The organism is Rhodococcus sp. NPDC003318, from assembly GCF_042879035.1.
Classification (GTDB): domain Bacteria; phylum Actinomycetota; class Actinomycetes; order Mycobacteriales; family Mycobacteriaceae; genus Rhodococcus_G.
Genome location: NZ_JBIAOU010000001.1, coordinates 89,345 through 107,082, shown reverse-complemented (window position 1 = coordinate 107,082; position 17,738 = coordinate 89,345). Strand labels below are relative to the sequence as shown.

Below are 17,738 nucleotides of genomic sequence, written 5' to 3'. Positions count from 1 at the left end.
CCTGTCGGTGACGTGGGGCACACTGGAGTCGAACCCACTCGCTCACGGGAGGACTCATGGCCGACGCCATAGTCGTCGAGGGGCTGATCAAGAGGTACGGCGACGTCACGGCCCTCGACGGAATCGATCTGACGGTCCCCGCCGGGACCGTCACCGCGCTGCTCGGCCCCAACGGGGCGGGCAAGACCACCGCGGTGCGGGTGCTGACCACCCTGCTCGTCCCCGACGGCGGCACCGCCACCGTCGACGGTCTCGACGTGGTCGGCGACGCCCGCGCGCTGCGCTCACGCATCGGGGCGTCCGGCCAGTACGCGGCCGTCGACGAGTACCTCACCGGATTCGAGAACCTCGAGATGGTCGGGCGGCTCTACCACCTCGGCACCCGCCGCAGCCGCGAGCGCGCCCGGGAACTGCTCGCACAGTTCGACCTCGTCGAGGCCGGTGACCGGCCGGTCAAGGGCTACTCCGGCGGGATGCGCCGCCGCCTCGACCTCGCCGGGGCGCTCGTCGCGCAGCCGCCGGTGCTGTTCCTCGACGAACCCACCACCGGCCTCGACCCCCGCGCCCGCCTCGGCCTGTGGGACGTGATCGACGACCTGGTCGCGCGCGGCACCACCCTGCTGCTGACCACGCAGTACATGGACGAGGCGGAGCGGCTCGCCGACCGGATCGCGGTCATCGACCGCGGCGTCGTCATCGCCCGCGGCACCGCCGACGCACTCAAGGACCTCGTCGGCGGTGAGCGGATCGAACTCGGGCTCGTCGACCAGTCCCGGCTCCCCGACCTGCGCACCGAACTCGAACCGCTGGCCGCGGGCGAGATCCAGGTCGAGTCCGGGATCCGGAAGGTGGTGGTCCCGGTCAGCGGCGGCGCGGACACCCTCGCGGCGGCACTCGCGCGGCTGTCCGCGGCCGGGATCCGCGTCACCGACGTGGCGCTGCGCAAACCCACCCTCGACGACGTCTTCCTCTCCCTGACCGGCCACGAAGCCCAGGAATCCGATGTGGAGGCGGCCCGATGAGCACCCTGCAGATGGTGGCGTCCGACGGCCTGACCATCGCGAAACGCAACGTCATCAAGATCAAGCGGGTCCCGGACCTGATCGTCTTCACGACCCTGTCGCCGATCATGTTCGTGCTGCTGTTCGCGTTCGTGTTCGGCAGCGCGATCGAGATCCCGGGGATGTCGTACCGCGAGTTCCTCATCGCGGGCATCTTCACGCAGACCGTCATCTTCGGTGCCACCTGGACCGGCCTCGGCATGGTCGAGGACCTGCAGAAGGGCATCATCGACCGGTTCCGGTCGTTGCCGATGGCGCCGTCGGCGGTGCTGATCGGCCGCACCACCACCGACGTCCTGATCAACATCATCAGCCTCGTGGTGATGTCGCTGACGGGCCTGCTCATCGGGTGGCGCATCCACTCGTCGCTGGGGGAGGCGCTCGCCGCCTACGCCCTGATGCTGCTGTTCGCGTACGCCCTGTCGTGGGTGATGGCGGTGGTGGGCATGTGGATTCGCACGCCCGAGGTGTTCAACAACGCGAGCTTCATGGTGATCTTCCCGCTGTCGTTCATCGCGAACACCTTCGTCGACCCGTCGTCGATGCCGACGGTGCTGCGGGTGATCGCCGAGTGGAATCCGGTGTCCGCGTTGACACAGGCGGTGCGCGAACTGTTCGGCAACACCAACCCGACGATGCCGCCGCCGCAGGCGTGGCCACTGCAGAACCCCGTCCTGGCGTCCCTGCTGTGGACGGCGCTGATGCTGATCGTGTTCGTGCCGTTCGCGATCCGGCGATACCAGAAAGCGGTCAGCCGGTGATGGACCGCGTCAGGTGAGGGGGAGTTCCGCGAACACCGGTCCGGTCGGCTGCGTCGACCCTCCGGGCGGTTCGACGGTGAACCCGAGTGCGGTGGAGTCGCCGATGTCCTCGAGTACCGCCGTCGTCGACGGCGCGACGGCCTCGGCGTCCATCGTGCCCGCCGGCCGCGGGCCCTCGGTGCCGCCGAGCAGCCACATCTGGTACACCGTGCCCTCCGCGGGCGGGGCGACGTTGTTCATCACCAACACACCGGCACCCACGTCCTTCGAGTACACGACGGTGGCGGTGCCGCCGCCCTCGATCTGCCCGGACGTGGTGCGCACGTCGTCGGCGGCGAAGACCTGCTCGGCCGTCGGCTCCGGCTCGGGTGCCAGCCCGCGCGTCGCGACGACGGCACCGCCGACGGCGACCACGATCGCCGCGGCCGCGGCGAGCGCGGCGGTGCGCAGCCTGCGGCCGCGAGCGCCGCGGTGCTCGCGGCGCTTCGCCGCCAGATCGATCGGAACCGCGAGCGGGGCGTCGTCCGCCGTCATCTCCGCCGCCGCGATCTCCGCGAGGAGCCGGGCCCGCAGCTGCGGGGGAGGTTCGGCGGCGGTGGACGCCGAGACGCCGGCCATCGTCTCGCGCACGTCGCGGACACGACGCTCGAACTCCGCCCGCTGCGCCGAGGTCGCGGCGGCGAGCTGCGAGTCGATCTCCGCGCGTTCGGACTCCGAGACCGCGTCGAGGGCGTAGATCTCGGCCATGTCGAGCCACTCGGTCATCGCGACTCACCCCCGAGGCAGTTGCGGAGGCGGAGCAAGCCGTCCCGGATTCTCGATTTGACGGTCGGCAGCGACGCCGACAGTTCCTCGGACACCTCGCGATACGTCAGTCCCCGGTAGTAGGCGAGCTCGACCGACTGGCGCTGCAGGTCGGTCAGGGTGCCGAGGCAGCGGACCACGATCCGCCGATCCTCCCGCCGGGCGACCTCCTCGGTGACGCTGTCGAACGGGGACTCCGCGGTGCTCGCCCGGTAGCGGGACTCCCGGTCGGATCCGGACTGCTCGGCGCGCACCCGGTCCACCGCCCGCCGGTGCGCGAGGGTGATCACCCACGACAACGCGGACCCCTGCGCGACGTCGAACGTGGCCGCGGTCCGCCACACCTGCAGGAACACCTCCTGCGTGGTCTCCTCGCTGTAACCGGGATCGCGCAGCACCCGCAGCACCATGCCGTACACCCGTGCCCGCGTCAGATCGTAGAAACGGGCGAACGCCGACTCGTCCCGGTCCGCGACCCGCCGGAGCAGTGCCGCGAGTGTGTCGGTGTCCCCGCTCACGCCGGTCATCGGCCCCGTCCGCTCATCGAACGAGAGCCTATCGGCGCGTTCGGGGAGCGTCGAGGGGCTCCCACCGGAACCGGGACCGCGCACGACCCTCACCGCCGCGGCGGTCGTGGCACGAAGAAGGCGGTGCGCTCCTGGTACGCGCGGTAGCCGGGCCGCTGCGACAGCGTCTTCTCGAGCAGTCGCGCACCGGTGGCGTGGACGAGGAAGTACGTCATCAGCAGGGGCGAGAGGACGGTGAGGGCGCCCGGCCACACCGAGGCGGCGACGAGCCACAGCCCCCACCACACGCACGCGTCCCCGAAGTAGTTCGGATGCCGCGTCCACGCCCACAGTCCGGTGTCGATGATGCGGCCGTGGTGGGCGGGATCGCTGGTGAACCGCAGCAGTTGCCGATCCCCGACCGCCTCGAACACCACTCCCACCGCCCACAGCGCGACTCCGCCGACGAGCGCGCCCACGCCCACGCCCCGGGTCGGGCCGAGCACCGCGGACACGAGCACGGGCAGCGACACGAACCACTGCGCTGCGCCCTGGATCGCGAAGACCCTCAGCACGACGGTCGCGGTGTCGGCGCCGCCGGCCCGCTCGAGCAGGTCGCGGTAGCGGGGATCCTCGCCCTTGCCCCTCGACTTGACGTGCATGTGCACGCTCAGCCGCACCCCCCACACCGCGACCAGGGCGAACAGCAGCCAGCGGCGGCCGGGGGCACCGTCGCCGAACAGCGCGGCGAGGAACGCCACCACCACGAAACCGACACCCCAGGCGACGTCGACGACGTTGACGCGGCCGATGCGGCGGCCGACGGCGAACGCGGCGGCCTGCACGGCCGCCAGCGCGATCAGGCTCGCGCCCGCAAGCGACAGCAGGTTCGTCCAGACGGTCATCGCGGCGATCCGTCCTTGGTCAGGGTGATCTGCTGCACGTCGAGGTAGCCGGAGCGGAACCCCGCCTCCGAGTACGCCAGGTACAACTCCCACATCCGCCGGAACGTCTCGTCGAAGCCCAGGTCGGCCACCGCGGCAGCGTGGGCGGTGAAGCGTTCCCGCCACAACCGCAGGGTGGCGGCGTAGTCCGCGCCGAAGCCGAACCGGTCCGTGGTGCGCAGGGCGGTCTCGGCCGTGGCCCGCTCGAGCGCCTCCGCGGAGGGCAGCAGTCCACCCGGGAAGATGTACTTATGCATCCACGTGTAGGTGTTCCGAGTGGCCAGCATCCGGTCATGGGGCATCGTGATCGACTGCAGCGCAACCCGTCCACCGGGCACGAGCACCCGGTCCACGGTCGCGAACCAGACGGGCCAGTACTCGTACCCGACCGCCTCGATCATCTCCACCGACACAACGGCGTCGAATTCACCTCCGACGGAGCGGTAGTCGAGCAGATCGATCGTCACCGCGTCCGCATGGCCGGCGGTGGCGGCGCGGCGCTGCGCGAGCCCCTGTTGCTCCGCTGACAACGTCACCGATCGGACCGTGGCACCTCGGCGTGCGGCCCGGATCGCCAGTTCGCCCCAGCCGGTGCCGATTTCGAGGAGCCGGGTCCCGGGGCCGACGCGCGCGGCGTCGAGCAGACGGTCGATCTTGCGGTGCTGCGCCGCGACGAGGGTGTCCCAGCGCGCGGGGCGGCCGTCGAACAGGGCGCTGGAGTAGGACAGGGTCTCGTCGAGGAACAGCGCGAACAGGTCGTTCGACAGGTCGTAGTGCCGGGAGACGTTCGACCGGGTGTTCTGCTCGGAATTGCGTTCGGCGGCAGGCTGTCCGGGCAACAGTATCGGCCTGAGCGCCTGCAGGGGACGAGGGATCAGGGTCGCGGCGGACGCGGCGAACGGCGTCAGCGCCGCCGCCGGGTCCGGTGCGGTCCAGTCTCCCGCCATGTACGCCTCGCCGAAGCCGATCAGCCCGTCGGCGGCGAGCCGCCGGGCGAGACGGTCCGGCCGGTGGACGATCAGGCGGGGCGCGTCGCCCGTCCCGGCGCCGAGTGTGGTCCCGTCGGGGTACTCGACCCGCAGGTCGAGGCGCTCGACGGCCCGCCGGAACAGGTGTGCGGCCACCGGCGCACCGAGCCGGGCCGCCGGACCGGACGGCACGCCGACCACGTCCGGCCACCGCGCCGGATCGGGGCCGAGCTCGGGCTTGGTGCGGTCGACGTCGGCGACGCTCATCGGGAGACCTCCAGTGTGGACGAGTGAGGGGGGCGAGGGGAGACGGGCAGGCCACGCAGCCACAGCGCGACGCCCTGGATCCGGATGCGTGCGGACACCAGGTTCGACGAGAACGCCGTGGCCAGCACCCGACTCGCCGTGGCGGGTCGCCGGACCCCGTGCACCGAGGCGACGAACGGGGCGTGACCGCCGCGGTGCAGGGTCACCGACACCGCGAGCCGCTGCGCCGGCTCCGGCACCCGCAGCGTGTAGTGACCCTCGACGGGGTTGAACGGCGAGACGTAGAACTCCTTGGCCGCCTCCGCCCGGCCCGACGCGTCCGGGTGCAGGACGTAGCAGTGCCTGCCGCCGTAGGTGTTGTGCACCTCGGCGACCACGCAGCGCACCGTGCCCGACCGGTCGTGGCACCAGTACAGGCTCAGCGGGTTGAACACGTGACCGAGTACCCGGGGACAGAGCAGTGCGGTGACCCGCCAGCCGGTCGGGTCGAGGCCCGCTTCGACGAGGACGGCGTCGAGGCCCGCGCGCAGCCCGCCCGACGCCGCCGTTCGGCCCTGCCCGAAGTGGTCTCGGGCGTCGAAGCGGGCGAACGGCCGCAGCCACCACGGCGGCCGCGGCAGGTCGTCGAGGTCGACGAACCAGCTGTCACCGCGGTACCCGAAGGCGTGGCGTACCGGTGAGGACCGCACGTGGCGGATGCGGGTGCGGTAGATCGCCGGAGTGGTCATGCCGGAACCCCCACCGGGAGATCGTCCCGCGCCCCGAGTCGACGAGCCGCACGCAGACCCGACGCCGCGCCGTCCTCGTGGAATCCCCAGCCGTGGTAGGCGCCGGCGAAGGTCACGGTGGCGGAGTCGAGTTCGGGCAGTCGGCGCTGCGCGGCCACCGATTCCGGGGTGTAGAGCGGATGTTCGTACGTCATCTCCGCGATCACCGTCGACGGGTCGATCCGGTCGGCGCCGCCGAGTGTGACGAGGAAGCGCCGGTCCCGGATCCCGTCGAGGCGCATCAGCCGGGTCATGTCGTAGGTGACGATCACCCCGCGCTCCCGCTCACCGGCGCCCGGCACGAGGTAGTTCCACGACGCGCGGGCGGCGGTGGCGCGGGGCAGCAGCGACTCGTCCGTGTGCAGCCGCGCCACGTTCGTCGAGTACGGGATCGCGCCGAGCACCGCCGCTTCGTCCGGTGTCGGGGCGGCGAGCAGGCGCAGGGCCTGACGTGGGTGGACCGCGACCACGGCCGCGTCGAAGTCGCGCGTGCCGTCCGCCGTGGTGACCTGCACCCCGCCGGAGCCGCGGTCGAGACGGTGCACCGGGGACGCGGTGCGGATCTCGTCGATCCCGGCGGCGATCTTCTCGACGTAGCGGGCCGAGCCGTCGGTCACCGTCCGCCACGGCGGCGACCCGAAGACGGCGAGCATGCCGTGGTGGTCGAGAAAGGTGAACAGGTATCGCGCGGGGTACCGGCCGGCCGCGGCCGGGTCGCACGACCACACCGCGGCGACGAGCGGCGTCATGAAGTGGTCGACGAAGTACCGGGAGAACCCGAGCCGGTCGAGGAAGTCGCCGAGGGTCTCTTCGGCACCGCCGAGGGTCTCTTCGGCACCGCCGAGGTGCGACTCGTCGGCACCACCGGTGTCCAGGAGGGCGCGCGCCGCACGGTGGAAGCGGAGGACCTCGCCGAGCATGCGCAGGTAGCGTCCGCGCCGGAGGTTGCTCGCGGTGGGGAACAACCCCCGCAGACCCCTGGCGCCCGCGTACTCGAGACCGTCAGCGCGGACCGACATCGACATGTCCGTGGGCTGCGTCGCGACACCCAGTTCGTCGAACAGGGCGCACAGCGTCGGGTAGGTGCGGTCGTTGTGGACGATGAACCCGGTGTCGACCCGCACCCGCCTGCCGTCGCCGAGGTCGACGTCGTGGGTGTGGGCGTGCCCGCCGAGCCGGTCGTCCGCGTCGAACAGCGTGACCCGGTCGTGTTTCGCCAGTACATATGCGGCGGTCAGGCCGGCGACGCCGCCGCCGATCACGGCGACGGAACGCTCTGAGGTGGTCGTCATGCCCGTAGTTCGGTGCCGACTGCGGACCGGATGGGTACCGCACCCATCCTCGGGGCACCCGGCACCGAACACCTGACGACCGCATCCCGAACACACAGGAGGACGCACCGTGAGAACGATCATCCGCACCGTCGCCGTCACCTGCGCCGCGGCGGCTCTGGCACTGTTCGCAGCCGGCACCGCGACCGCCGCGGCCTTGCGCCCGGTGGACCGGATCGACGTACCGCGCTACCTCGGCACCTGGCACCAGCTGGCCGCCAACCCCGCGCCGTTCAACCTCGACTGCGTCCGCGACACCACCGCCCGGTACACCCAGGTCGGCGACCGTGATGTGCGAGTGGAGAATTCGTGCACCACCATCACCGGGGACAGGCGGGGCATCGTCGGCAACGCCCGGGTCAACGGCCCCGCGGAACTGCACGTCTCGTTCCCGTCGGTACCGGGGCAGAGCGCACCCGACGGGCCGAGCAACTACCTCGTCGCGCACATCGCCGACGACTACTCGTGGGCACTGGTCGGCGACCCCACCCGGCTGTCCGGATTCGTGCTGTCGCGGACCCCGGCCGTCGACGCCGCGCGCTGGCAGGAGATCCGGCAGGTCGTCGAGGCGCAGGGATACAACTCCTGCCTGATGCTGACCTCCCCGACCAGCGGGGGCCGTCAGGACCTCCGGCCCCTCTGCACCGTCTGAGCCGCGGCGGCACCCGAGCGGCCGGCGGCGCCTGCGATGTTCTCCAGCATCCCGGTGAAGATCACGCGGTGGAACGGGACGAGGGCGTACCAGTAGAGCCGTCCCGCCAGGCCTTTCGGCAGGAACACCGCACGCTGGTCCAGTCGGGTCCGGCTCGGCCCGACCGCGGTCAGGCGCCATTCCAGCCAGGCGCCGCCGGGCGCACGCATCTCGGCCCGCAGCCGCAGCAACTCCGGCCGGTCGATCCGCTCGACCCGCCAGAAGTCGAGCGCATCGCCGGTGTGCAGGGTGTGGGCGTGCCGCCGGCCCCGGGCGAGGCCGACCCCGCCGACCGCCCGGTCCAGCCACCCGCGCACCGACCACGCCAACGGGAAGGAGTACCAGCCGTTCTCGCCGCCGACGCTTTCCACGACCGCCCACACCGACCACGGATCGCTCGGGCAGTCGGTGTGGCGTTCGTCGACGTACGCGGCGGCGCCGGCCCAGTCCGGGTCCGACGGCAGCGGCTCGGCCGGCGCACCGACCGGAGACGCGTTCGCCCAGGTGGTTTCGACCTCACCGCGTTCGATGCGGCGCAACGCCAACCGCACCGCCTCCCGGTATCCGGTGACACCCTCCGGCGGCGGCGCGACGACTGCGTCGACGTCGTGGTTGCGCATCACCGCGTCGGTGGACACCGACTCGATCAGCGCCCGCCCCAACCTCGGGGGGATCGGTGTCACCAGTCCGACCCACAGCCCGGCGAGCCGCGGGGTGAGGACCGGCAGCACGACGATCCGGCGGCGGCGCAGGCCCGCGACCTCGGCGTACACCTGCATCATCTCGCCGTAGCGGAGGATGTCGGGGCCGCCGATGTCGTATGCCCGGCTGCGGGGCAGTGGGGCGGTGGCCGCCCCGACCAGGTAGTGCAGCACGTCGCGCACGGCGATCGGCTGGATCCGGTTGTCCACCCACCGCGGGGTCGTCATCACCGGCAGCCGGTTGCTCAGGTGCCGGATCATCTCGAACGACGCCGATCCCGACCCGATGACCACCCCCGCCTGCAACACGAGCGTGGGGACGGGGGAGGCGAGCAGGATCTCGCCGACCCGGGTCCGCGACGTCAGGTGCGCCGACAGCTGCCGTGTCCCCGACCCGCCGGGGTCGGGATGCAGGCCGGAGAGGTACACCACCCGGCCCACTCCGGCCCGGTGTGCCGCGTCGGCGACGTTGTGGGCGCACCGCAGTTCGACGTCCTCGAACCGCCGCGGGCCGCCCATCGAGTGCGCCAGGTAGTACAGGACGTCGATGTCGCGGCAGGCGGCGGAGAGGGTGTCCGGGTCGTCCAGGTCGCCCCGGACGACCTGCACGTCCCGGGCCCACGGCACGTCGCGGAGCTTGTCGGGGGTCCGCGCCAGCACGCGCACCCGGTGCCCGGCCTCGACCAGGCGCGGCGCCAGCCGGCCACCGATGTAGCCGGTCGCTCCGGTGACGAGGATCCGCAGCGTCACGGGTGCTCCCGGCTGTGCCCGAGCTGATGCCGCAGTGACGTGTCGAGGGCGGGGTGCCGGAAGCGGTGGCCGATGTCGTGCAGCACCTGCGGCAGTACCCGCTGATTCGCCGTCGCGAGTTCCCGCGCACCCTGGTCGCCGAGGAGCAGGCGAGGCCCGAATCCGGGCACCGGGAGCAGCGCCGGACGGTGCAGCACCGACGCCAGCGTGCGCGCGTAGTCGGCGCCGCGCACGGGTTCCGGTGCGACCGCGTTCACCGCACCGGAGAGCCGCCGATCGGTCAACGCCAGGTGGTAGACGTCGACGAGGTCGTCGATGTCGATCCACGAGAGCCACTGACGACCCGAACCGACGCGGCCGCCGAGCCCCGCCGCGAACAGCGGACGCATCAGCCGCAGGGTGCCGCCACGCGGAGATTGGACGATGCCCGTGCGCACCCGCACGACACGGATTCCGGCGCCGGTGGCGGGTGTGGTGGCGGCCTCCCAGTCCGCGACGACGTCCGCGAGGAACCCGCCGCCCCGGCCGGTCTCCTCGTCGAGCGGTTCGTCGTCGCGGTCGTAGCCGTAGAACCCGATCGCGGATGCGCACACGAACACGCCGGGGCCTCCCGATGTCTGCGCGGCGACGGTGGCGAGGCGGCGCGTCGGCCCGATCCGGCTGTCCCGGACGGCCCGTTTGTGACCGTCGGTGAACCGGCCCGCGATCGACGCCCCCGCCAGGTGGACGACCGCGTCGACGCCGCGCAGCAGGTCGGCGGCCGGTGCGTCCGGGTCCCATCGCCGTTCGCCGCGGCGCCGGGGTTCGCGCCGCACCAGGCGCACCACCCGGTGTCCACCGGTGCTCAGGAAGGCGGTCAGGGCGGTCCCGACGAGCCCCGACGCGCCCGTGACCGCGACGGTCATCGGCCGGGTGCCCCGGTCCCGCGCGGCGCGGTGCGCGGCGAGATCGTCGGCGAGCTGCCGGTACCGGTACGCGAACATCTGCCGCAGCAGCGCTTCCGGCAGCGGCGTCTCGACGTGGTCGCGCACCCGGGTGGTGGTGTCGTCGACCGCGGCGAAGGTGTGCTCGTGGCGCCACGGCAGCGCCAGCCCGGCGGGCAGCGACGCCCACCCGTCGCGGGTGATCCGGTCGACGAACCGGTGGGGCGGGTCGTAGCCCGCCGGGTCGTGCTCGGCGACCCACCGCAGACCCGCGGGCAGCGACAGTTCCGCGCGACCGTCGGCGAGGGAGGTCGCCTCCGAGACCACACCGATCGGCTGCCAGGGCGGCAGCAGCCGGGTCAACGCGCCGGGCCGCGCGAACCAGTCGAACACCTCCTGCAGCGGCGCCGGGACGGTGGCCTGGCAGTCGATTCCCATGGGTGCTCCTTCTGCGCGGTTCCGACCGGTCAGGGGCTGCTCATCCGTCCGTATCGTTCGAGCGCGACCCGGCGTTCCACCGCATGGTCGACGATCGGATGCGGATACCCGGGCGGGGGACCGTCGGGGAGCCGATGCACCCGCCTGCCCGCGACCCCCCGCAGCTCCGGCACCCAGCGACGCACGTAATCGCCTGTCGGGTCGAACTTCTCACCCTGCACCGTCGGGTTGAACACCCGGAAGTACGGCGCCGCGTCGGTGCCGCACCCCGCCGCCCACTGCCAGCCGTGCTGATTGGACGCGAGATCGCCGTCGACGAGGTGCGTCATGAAGTGCCGCGCGCCCCGCCACCACGGCAGGTGCAGGTCCTTGGTCAGGAACGACGCGACGATCATCCGGACCCGGTTGTGCATCCATCCCTCGGCGAGCAGCTGCCGCATCCCGGCGTCGACGATCGGGAATCCGGTCCGGCCCTGTGTCCACGCGTCGAACGCGCGATCGGCGGCCGCGCCGCTGTCGTGCACGATGGTGTCGAAGCGGTGGTTGTAGTTGCCGCGGGCCGTGTCCGGACGATGGTGCAGCACGTCCGCGTAGAAGTCCCGCCACGCCAGTTCGCCGCGCAGCGCCGTCGCGTCGGCGTCGGAGCGGCCCGCCAGGTCGTACAGAACGGTGCGGGGGTGGATGCAGCCGAACTTCAGGTACGGCGAGAGCCGGCTGGTGACGTCGAGGTCGGGGCGGTCGCGGTCGGTCGCGTATCCGGTCAGGTCCCGGTCGCGGAAGTCGCGCCACCGGTCCAGCGCCGCGCGTTCGCCGGCCGGGGGGAACTCCGGGTCGTCGGCGCCCGGTCCGGGCAGCGGCACCCGCGCGTCGAACCCCGCCGGGTCGATCCAGGTGACGGTGTGGGCTCCCGTCTCGGCCGGTGCCCGCCAGCCGTGAGCCGCCCACGCCCGGCGGAACGGGGTGAACACCTGGTACGGGGTCCCGTCCGACTTGCGGATACGGCCCGGCGCCACCGCGTAGGGAGAGCCGGTGCGGACCAGTGGAACCCCGTCGAGCGCGCCCTCGACCACCCCGTCGCGGCGGGCGCCGTACGGACCGAAGTCGGCGCTGACGTGCACCGCGGTGGCCTCGAACTCGGCGGCCACCGCCGGCACCACAACGGTGGGGTCGCCGCGGACCACCAGCAGGCGGCCACCGAGGCTCTCGTCGAGGACCCGCAGGCAGCCCTCCAGGAACGATCGGCGTGGTGGCCCGGACGGCCGCAGCAGCGCCTCGTCGAGGACGAAGAGCGCCACCGCTGTGCCGCCGTCGTCCGCGGCGGACAACAGTGTCGGCAGGTCGTGCAGGCGGAGATCGCGTCGAAACCAGACGAGAGACGGCCTGCTCATGACTCCATTGTCCCGTTCGGCTGGATCACGCGTCCTCCGGCTCCTCCTGGCGCAGCCGTTCGTCGAGTGATTCACCCCGCCTGCCCTCGGCCTCCGTGGTGCCGAAGCGGTCGGCCTCCGACCATCCGTCGGGGGCGTCGTACCCCTCGTCCAGCGGATCCATGCCGAGCCGGTCCTCGTCGAGGGATTCGGCACCGCTCGCGGCCTGCTCCTCTTCCTCGATGTTGTCGGCGGGTGGGCGTGATTGCGGTTCGGTCATGTCGAGGCGGTGCCCCGACCGCCCCGCCGCCAAACCCGACCGGGACGCATGATTCGCGGCGGACGCGGGTACCCCGCCGTCATGGAGATCATCGGAATCCTCATCCTGATCGGCGTCATCGCGTATGTCATCTTCACCAAGCGGGACAAGCAGCGGAAGGTCTGAGCCCGCTACCCGGTGCGTCTCGGTGAGCGATCCCGATGGCTGGTGTCGCACAGGGGATGGATCGAACTGCGGCCACAGCGACACACCGCCACCACGCAGCGGTCCGAGACCACCTCGTGCCCACCCGGCATCGTCACCGTCAGCGGGCCGCGCACCAGCAGCGGCCCGCCGGGGACGGTCCTGATCACGTCCACGCCTGGCCCGGTCCAGTCCGGGTGCCGGCCGGAAAGGTCGAGGCGCGAACCGGTTTCGCGGTCACGGTCGGTCGCCACGGATCACCACCACGTCCTCCCGGTCCTGACCGGGCTCGATCAGTCCCCGCGACAACAGGAAACCGGACTGGTCCCGCATGACGGGCCCGAAGGGAATCGTCGTCCGCGCCGCCACCCGTGCGCGCAGCCCGGCGCGCCGCAGCTCGGTGACCGTGCGGTCCGGGTCGGCCACCGCGGACTGGACGAGAAGGAGGGACCCGCCGGGCCGCAACAGATGTCGGGCATGCACGCACAGTGCGCCGATGACCGCCCGCCCGTCCGGTCCGCCGTTCCAGTGCTGACGGGTGCCCGTCGGCGGCCGGTCGGCGGCCGCCGGCACGTAGGGGGGATTGGCGAGAACCACATCGTAGGGGCCGAGCCGGCGGGCCACGTCAAGACCGCCGCGGCGGACCCGGATCGGCAGCCTCCTCAGCTGCGCGTTGAGCCACGCCGACACGGTGGCACGGGGCGAGACATCCACGGCCACCACGGTTTCCGCTCCGCACCGGGCGGCGGCGACGGCCACCGCACCACTGCCGGTGCAGTAGTCGAGCACCCGGGCGCGGCGACCCAGAGACATGCCCGCCAGCGCCGTCGCCAGCAGATGCGTGTCCTCCTGCGGGCGATACACGCCGGGCAGGCGCACGATGCGACCGAGCGGCGTGAGACCGCTGACCGGCACCGTCTCGGCGGGCAGTTCCCCGGCGGGCACTTCCTCGGCGTGAAGGGGCACCGGGTCGGCATGCCCCGGACCGGTCACGGGCAAACGTGGGGTGGGCCCGCCTCCCGGTGGGCCGGGAACGGGGGAGCGGATGCGGCTACTACGCAGTGACCCCGCGACGGCCGGCATCGTCCGACGCCGGTCACATCCAGGCCGTCGGCACGGACGCCGCCGGGCGACGGCAGTACCTGTACCACCCGCTGTGGCGGGCCCGACGCGACGAGGAGAAGCACGAGCGGGTGCTCACGATGGCCGGCCGCTGTCGCGGTGACGCTGCGTCGGGTGTGACGCGCCTCGGCCCGGGTACCCGTGAGAAGACCACCATCTCGTGAAGGAGGCCACCTCGTGACCGCATCTCCTCCCGACCCCGATCCGGCGCGCACCCCCGATCTCGAACCCAGCGGCTCCGTGCCACCCGGCGCGACACCACCGGAATCGGCGCAGACGTCCGGGCTGTCGGCACCGGAACCTCGCACCAGCAAGCATCGTCCGGTCACCGGTGTCGCCACCCTGATGGCGGTGGCCGCGATCGTGGCGATCTTCGTGGTCCTCGTCGTCGCGCTCGTCCTGTGAGCGCTCGCGACGTCGCCGACGGTTCGGACCGGGGTCGGGCACTGTGCGAACGGCTGTCCGACCTCGCGACCGCCGGTGCCGTCACGGTGGCCTGCGCCGAGTCGCTGACCTCGGGCGCGGTCGCGTCCCGGCTCGGCGCGGCGCCCGATTCCGGCGACTGGTTCCGCGGCGGCATCGTCGCCTACTCGCGCACGGTCAAGCACTCGCTGCTGCGGGTGCCCGAGGGCCCGGTGGTGTGCGAGGCCGCGGCGCGGGCGATGGCGGAGACGGCCGCCGAGCTGCTGAACGCCGACATCGCCGTCGCCGTCACCGGCGTCGGCGGCCCCGGCGAGCAGGACGGACGCCCGCCCGGCACGGTGTGGTTCGGCGTCGCCGGGCGCGGGAACAGCCACACCGAACAGCGCCGATTCGACGGCAGGCCCGAGGAGATTCTCGAACACACCGTGCTGCGGGCGCTGGAACTGCTGATCACGCGGGCCGAGTCGGTCGTCGACCCCCGGTTTGTGCCGCGGCGGGGCGGGTAGACCACGCGACATGGCAGCCGGCGACGTCACTCCACTGCAGTCCGCGACCACGGTCGTCGTCGCCACCCGCAACCGGGCCGTCGAGTTGCAGCGAACACTGCGCGAACTGCGCTCCCTGCGACCACCGCCGGCCGTCGTCGTCGTCGACAACGCGTCCACCGACGACACCGCAGGCGTCGTCCAGGCGGTGAACGCGACCGGCGCAGGGCACCGCCCGGTGGACTGGATCCGGTTGGAACGCAACTGCGGCGTCGCGGCCCGCAACGTCGGCGTCGAACAGGCCGTGACCCGCTACGTCGCGTTCTGCGACGACGATTCCTGGTACCACCCGCACGCGTTGCGCCTCGCCGAGCAGCACCTCGACGACCACCCGCGACTCGGGCTCGTCGCCGCGCGGGTGGTGGTGCTGCCCGCCGGCCGCACCGATCCGGTGTGCGAGGAGATGGCGCGCAGCCCCCTCGGACGGGAGAGGACCCTGCCCGGCCCCTCGGTCCTCGGATTCCTCGCCTGCGGGGCGATCGTGCGCCGCACCGCCTTCCTCGAGGCCGGCGGTTTCAACGACGTCCTGCACTTCCCGGGCGAGGAGGAGATGCTCGCCCTCGACCTGGCGACGCTCGGATGGGCCCTGTGCTACGTGCCCGAGGTGGTCGCCTACCACCAACCGTCCGCCGGCGCGATGCCCGGTCCGGCCCGCCGCCGGCGCGAGGAACGCAACCGGATCCTCACCGCGCTGATGCGCCGCCCCGGATCGCACTGCCGTCGCCTGCTGACCGCCCTGGCCGGCGACACGGTCCGCGATCCGCGGAAACTGACCCTGTGGGTGTCGCTGGCGCGACACGCGCCCGCCGCCCTCGGCCGGCGGGCACCCGTGTCCGACGGCCTGGAGAGCCGCGTGGAACTGCTCGAGCTGCTCGCCGCCCGCCGGGCTACCGGTGTGCCACCGACGTCGGCGACGCGGTGGTGGTGACCCCCCTGGTAGGCGCGCCCTCGGTGTCGGCCGGGGTCGCCGTTCTCACAGCGCACCGCGGGCGCCGTTCGGCGCGGCCGTGCGCCCGAACCCTGCGAGGCGTGAGCCATGTGTGGTAGGACAGAAGCAGGGGTTGCCCCTGATCGTTCCGACGGCCCGGCCCCCGCTGTCGGACGGCTTCTCCGCTCGAAATCGAAACGCTTGAAATGGAAACGACAGTTCCCGCTGTGTTTCCGGGGCTCGCAGACACGAGCAACCAAGATGGAGGTTGGCCGTGCACGTACTGACACTTCACTACGCTCCCCTCGACGTCTGCCTGGGCGTCCGGGAGAGCAGGGCACCGGCGATCACGGTCGTCAGCGTCACCGGCGATGTCGACGAGACGGCGCTGCCCGCCTTCGCCCACGGTCTCGACTCCGGCATCGACGAGGCCGCACGGTCGGTGATCGTCGACCTGACCCGCGTGGACTTCCTCGGACTGTCGGGGCTCCAAGCGCTCGCGGTCGCGAAGATGCGCGCCGACTGCAACCGGGTCGACCTCCTGCTGGTGCCCGGGGGGCGGTGCGTGCTGCGTCCACTCGTCGTCAGCGGCCTGCTCGATCGGTTCAGCCGATTCCGGTCCGTCCAGGCCGCGGTCGACAGCATCCTGGCCGCGCCCGGCAGCCGGGCCGGGTAGTTCCCGGCGCATTCACCGCGTACCGCCCGGCCGTTCAGGTGGTCGGCGGCCGCGCCGGACCGCGCAACACCTGCTCCCACCACGGCGTCAGCGGACTCGGATCCGGCCACACCGCGACCACGTAGTCCTCGTCCTCCCGCAGCGTCTGCGCCGCGACCGCTCGCCGACGGGCCTTTCCGATCGGCCGTGCCTTCGCGGTGGCCTTCTTCGCGCCTGCGGGTTGTCGTTTCGGTGCGGGGACGGTTCCATCCATCGTCACTGTCGGCCTCCTCGTCCGGTGTGCGAAAGGTACCCCGAAAGCGGCGATGCGAAACCTGTTTCTCCACTTGTTCATTCGCCGCTCCGACCGGGAAATACCTCCTGCAGCTTGGTCTTTGGCAGGTCGTCGGGGAGGACGTCCTTGCCCCGCAACGCCTTGGCCACCCCGGCACCGAGCCGGTCCGCGACCTCCGTGACCTCGGCGGCCGCCGCCCGGGCACCGGTCCCGACGAGCATCGCCACCTTCGAGCCCCCGTTGAGCACCTCGGCCGCCCGCCGGAGGGGCCCCTGCCCGGGACGGGTCGTGACGTCCTCGACGCCGAGACTCGGCGGAACCATCTTCGCGGCGTGGCCCGGCGCCGTGTACTCGAGCTCCTGCACGTCGGCCGGCACCACCAGGGCGGTCGGTGCGCGCCGCGTCAGCGCGGTGCGGATCGCGCGGTCGAGGACGTTGGGCAACTGTTCCGGCACCGTCACCAGCTCCGCGTAGTCGCTCGCGACGTCGGTGAACAGACTCGGCAGGTCCACCTCCTGCTGATAGGAGCCCCCGAGTGCGCTGCGGTCGGTCTGCCCCACCACGGCCAGGACCGGGACGTGGTCGAGCTTGGCGTCGTACAACCCGTTGAGCAGGTGGATCGCTCCCGGTCCCGAGGTCGCGACGCACACCCCGAGGCGTCCGGTGAACTTGGCGTACCCCACCGCCTCGAACCCGTTCGATGGCCAGGCGCAGGTGCTCGCGGCCATCTCCTCGTGTCGCGCCTGGACGAACCGCGGCTCGTTCCCCGCGCGACCCCAGGCGGCGAGCAGTCCACCGATCCCGTCGCCGGGACAGCCGAAGACCACCTCGACGCCCCAGTCCCGCAACCGCTGCAGCAGGTGATCCGCGACGTCCGTCACCTGCCGCCCCACACCGCTGTGCCCTGCACCGGCGGGCCGGGAACCGGCGGCGGGGCGGGCGGAACAGGGTCCGGTCCCGGCCCGGGTACCGGTGCGGGGTGTGGGGGCATCGGACCCGGCGGCGTCGGGTGCGGCTCGGGGTCCGGA

20 protein-coding genes and 2 pseudogenes are annotated in these 17,738 nt (G+C 72.4%); 8 read left to right on the top strand and 14 right to left on the bottom strand.

Annotated elements, in window-relative coordinates:
- Positions 1-56 precede the first annotated feature (56 nt).
- Together ACFYVR_RS00555 and ACFYVR_RS00550 are read left to right on the top strand one after the other, a co-directional pair.
- A complete protein-coding gene (locus ACFYVR_RS00555; protein ID WP_387468651.1) occupies positions 57-1,022 on the top strand; it encodes an ATP-binding cassette domain-containing protein in 966 nt (321 codons plus the stop codon).
- Positions 1,019-1,822, top strand: coding sequence for an ABC transporter permease (locus tag ACFYVR_RS00550; protein WP_387468650.1), 804 nt, complete (start codon positions 1,019-1,021; stop codon positions 1,820-1,822). The genes ACFYVR_RS00555 and ACFYVR_RS00550 overlap by 4 nt, the downstream gene beginning before the upstream one ends.
- A 9-nt stretch (positions 1,823-1,831) precedes the next feature.
- On the opposite strand, the gene ACFYVR_RS00545 is transcribed toward ACFYVR_RS00550, so the two are convergent.
- The 6 genes from ACFYVR_RS00545 to ACFYVR_RS00520 all read right to left on the bottom strand — a co-directional run bounded on the left by ACFYVR_RS00545 (position 1,832) and on the right by ACFYVR_RS00520 (position 7,370).
- Positions 1,832-2,587: an anti-sigma factor gene (locus ACFYVR_RS00545; protein ID WP_387468649.1), complete on the bottom strand. Its 756-nt coding sequence runs from the start codon at positions 2,585-2,587 to the stop codon at positions 1,832-1,834.
- Positions 2,584-3,153, bottom strand: coding sequence for a sigma-70 family RNA polymerase sigma factor (locus ACFYVR_RS00540; protein ID WP_387468648.1), 570 nt, complete (start codon positions 3,151-3,153; stop codon positions 2,584-2,586). The genes ACFYVR_RS00545 and ACFYVR_RS00540 overlap by 4 nt, the downstream gene beginning before the upstream one ends.
- A gap of 89 nt (positions 3,154-3,242) precedes the next feature.
- A complete protein-coding gene (locus tag ACFYVR_RS00535) occupies positions 3,243-4,037 on the bottom strand; it encodes a DUF1295 domain-containing protein (RefSeq protein WP_387468647.1) in 795 nt (264 codons plus the stop codon).
- Positions 4,034-5,311 (bottom strand): class I SAM-dependent methyltransferase, encoded by a 1,278-nt coding sequence (locus ACFYVR_RS00530; RefSeq protein WP_387468646.1) that lies wholly within the window; start codon positions 5,309-5,311, stop codon positions 4,034-4,036. Before ACFYVR_RS00530 ends, ACFYVR_RS00535 begins: the two co-directional genes overlap by 4 nt.
- The gene (locus tag ACFYVR_RS00525) at positions 5,308-6,039 is read right to left on the bottom strand and encodes a DUF1365 domain-containing protein (protein ID WP_387468645.1); all 732 of its coding nucleotides are present in this window, start codon (positions 6,037-6,039) and stop codon (positions 5,308-5,310) included. Before ACFYVR_RS00525 ends, ACFYVR_RS00530 begins: the two co-directional genes overlap by 4 nt.
- Positions 6,036-7,370, bottom strand: a complete 1,335-nt coding sequence (locus ACFYVR_RS00520; protein ID WP_387468644.1) for an NAD(P)/FAD-dependent oxidoreductase — start codon at positions 7,368-7,370, stop codon at positions 6,036-6,038. Before ACFYVR_RS00520 ends, ACFYVR_RS00525 begins: the two co-directional genes overlap by 4 nt.
- Positions 7,371-7,479: 109 nt before the next feature.
- Between ACFYVR_RS00520 and ACFYVR_RS00515 the strand changes: the two genes are divergently transcribed.
- Positions 7,480-8,061 (top strand): lipocalin family protein, encoded by a 582-nt coding sequence (locus ACFYVR_RS00515; protein WP_387468643.1) that lies wholly within the window; start codon positions 7,480-7,482, stop codon positions 8,059-8,061.
- Here ACFYVR_RS00515 and ACFYVR_RS00510 read toward each other — a convergent pair.
- The 6 genes from ACFYVR_RS00510 to ACFYVR_RS00485 all read right to left on the bottom strand — a co-directional run bounded on the left by ACFYVR_RS00510 (position 8,031) and on the right by ACFYVR_RS00485 (position 13,708).
- On the bottom strand, positions 8,031-9,551 hold the full coding sequence (locus tag ACFYVR_RS00510) for an SDR family oxidoreductase (RefSeq protein ID WP_387468642.1): 1,521 nt from the start codon (positions 9,549-9,551) through the stop codon (positions 8,031-8,033). The two genes, ACFYVR_RS00515 and ACFYVR_RS00510, sit on opposite strands and share 31 nt — an antisense overlap.
- On the bottom strand, positions 9,548-10,912 hold the full coding sequence (locus ACFYVR_RS00505; protein ID WP_387468641.1) for a TIGR01777 family oxidoreductase: 1,365 nt from the start codon (positions 10,910-10,912) through the stop codon (positions 9,548-9,550). Before ACFYVR_RS00505 ends, ACFYVR_RS00510 begins: the two co-directional genes overlap by 4 nt.
- A 29-nt stretch (positions 10,913-10,941) precedes the next feature.
- Positions 10,942-12,300 carry a cryptochrome/photolyase family protein gene (locus ACFYVR_RS00500; RefSeq protein ID WP_387468640.1) on the bottom strand — a complete coding sequence of 453 codons (1,359 nt, stop codon included), beginning with the start codon at positions 12,298-12,300 and terminating at the stop codon, positions 10,942-10,944.
- A 25-nt stretch (positions 12,301-12,325) separates the two neighbouring features.
- Positions 12,326-12,559, bottom strand: coding sequence for a hypothetical protein (locus ACFYVR_RS00495; protein WP_387468639.1), 234 nt, complete (start codon positions 12,557-12,559; stop codon positions 12,326-12,328).
- 170 nt (positions 12,560-12,729) lie between these two features.
- Positions 12,730-12,879: a CDGSH iron-sulfur domain-containing protein gene (locus ACFYVR_RS00490; RefSeq protein ID WP_387470246.1), complete on the bottom strand. Its 150-nt coding sequence runs from the start codon at positions 12,877-12,879 to the stop codon at positions 12,730-12,732.
- A gap of 100 nt (positions 12,880-12,979) precedes the next feature.
- Positions 12,980-13,708, bottom strand: coding sequence for a HemK2/MTQ2 family protein methyltransferase (locus tag ACFYVR_RS00485; protein WP_387468638.1), 729 nt, complete (start codon positions 13,706-13,708; stop codon positions 12,980-12,982).
- Positions 13,709-13,836: 128 nt separating this feature from the next.
- Between ACFYVR_RS00485 and ACFYVR_RS00480 the strand changes: the two are divergent.
- The 5 genes and pseudogenes from ACFYVR_RS00480 to ACFYVR_RS00460 form a co-directional block, all read left to right on the top strand.
- A pseudogene (locus ACFYVR_RS00480) lies at positions 13,837-13,956 on the top strand (DNA topoisomerase IB); the annotation flags it as partial.
- An 85-nt stretch (positions 13,957-14,041) separates the two neighbouring features.
- Positions 14,042-14,269: a DUF6480 family protein gene (locus tag ACFYVR_RS00475; RefSeq protein ID WP_387468637.1), complete on the top strand. Its 228-nt coding sequence runs from the start codon at positions 14,042-14,044 to the stop codon at positions 14,267-14,269.
- A complete protein-coding gene (locus tag ACFYVR_RS00470; RefSeq protein ID WP_387468636.1) occupies positions 14,266-14,793 on the top strand; it encodes a CinA family protein in 528 nt (175 codons plus the stop codon). The genes ACFYVR_RS00475 and ACFYVR_RS00470 overlap by 4 nt, the downstream gene beginning before the upstream one ends.
- Before the next feature lie 10 nt (positions 14,794-14,803).
- Positions 14,804-15,760, top strand: a complete 957-nt coding sequence (locus tag ACFYVR_RS00465) for a glycosyltransferase family 2 protein (RefSeq protein ID WP_387468635.1) — start codon at positions 14,804-14,806, stop codon at positions 15,758-15,760.
- 274 nt (positions 15,761-16,034) lie between these two features.
- On the top strand, positions 16,035-16,436 hold the full coding sequence (locus ACFYVR_RS00460) for an STAS domain-containing protein (RefSeq protein ID WP_387468634.1): 402 nt from the start codon (positions 16,035-16,037) through the stop codon (positions 16,434-16,436).
- Positions 16,437-16,470: 34 nt separating this feature from the next.
- Here ACFYVR_RS00460 and ACFYVR_RS00455 read toward each other — a convergent pair whose 3' ends face one another.
- On the bottom strand, positions 16,471-16,695 hold the full coding sequence (locus ACFYVR_RS00455; RefSeq protein WP_387468633.1) for a hypothetical protein: 225 nt from the start codon (positions 16,693-16,695) through the stop codon (positions 16,471-16,473).
- A gap of 116 nt (positions 16,696-16,811) precedes the next feature.
- A pseudogene (locus tag ACFYVR_RS00450) lies at positions 16,812-17,591 on the bottom strand (thiamine pyrophosphate-binding protein); the annotation flags it as partial.
- Positions 17,592-17,738: the final 147 nt, after the last annotated feature.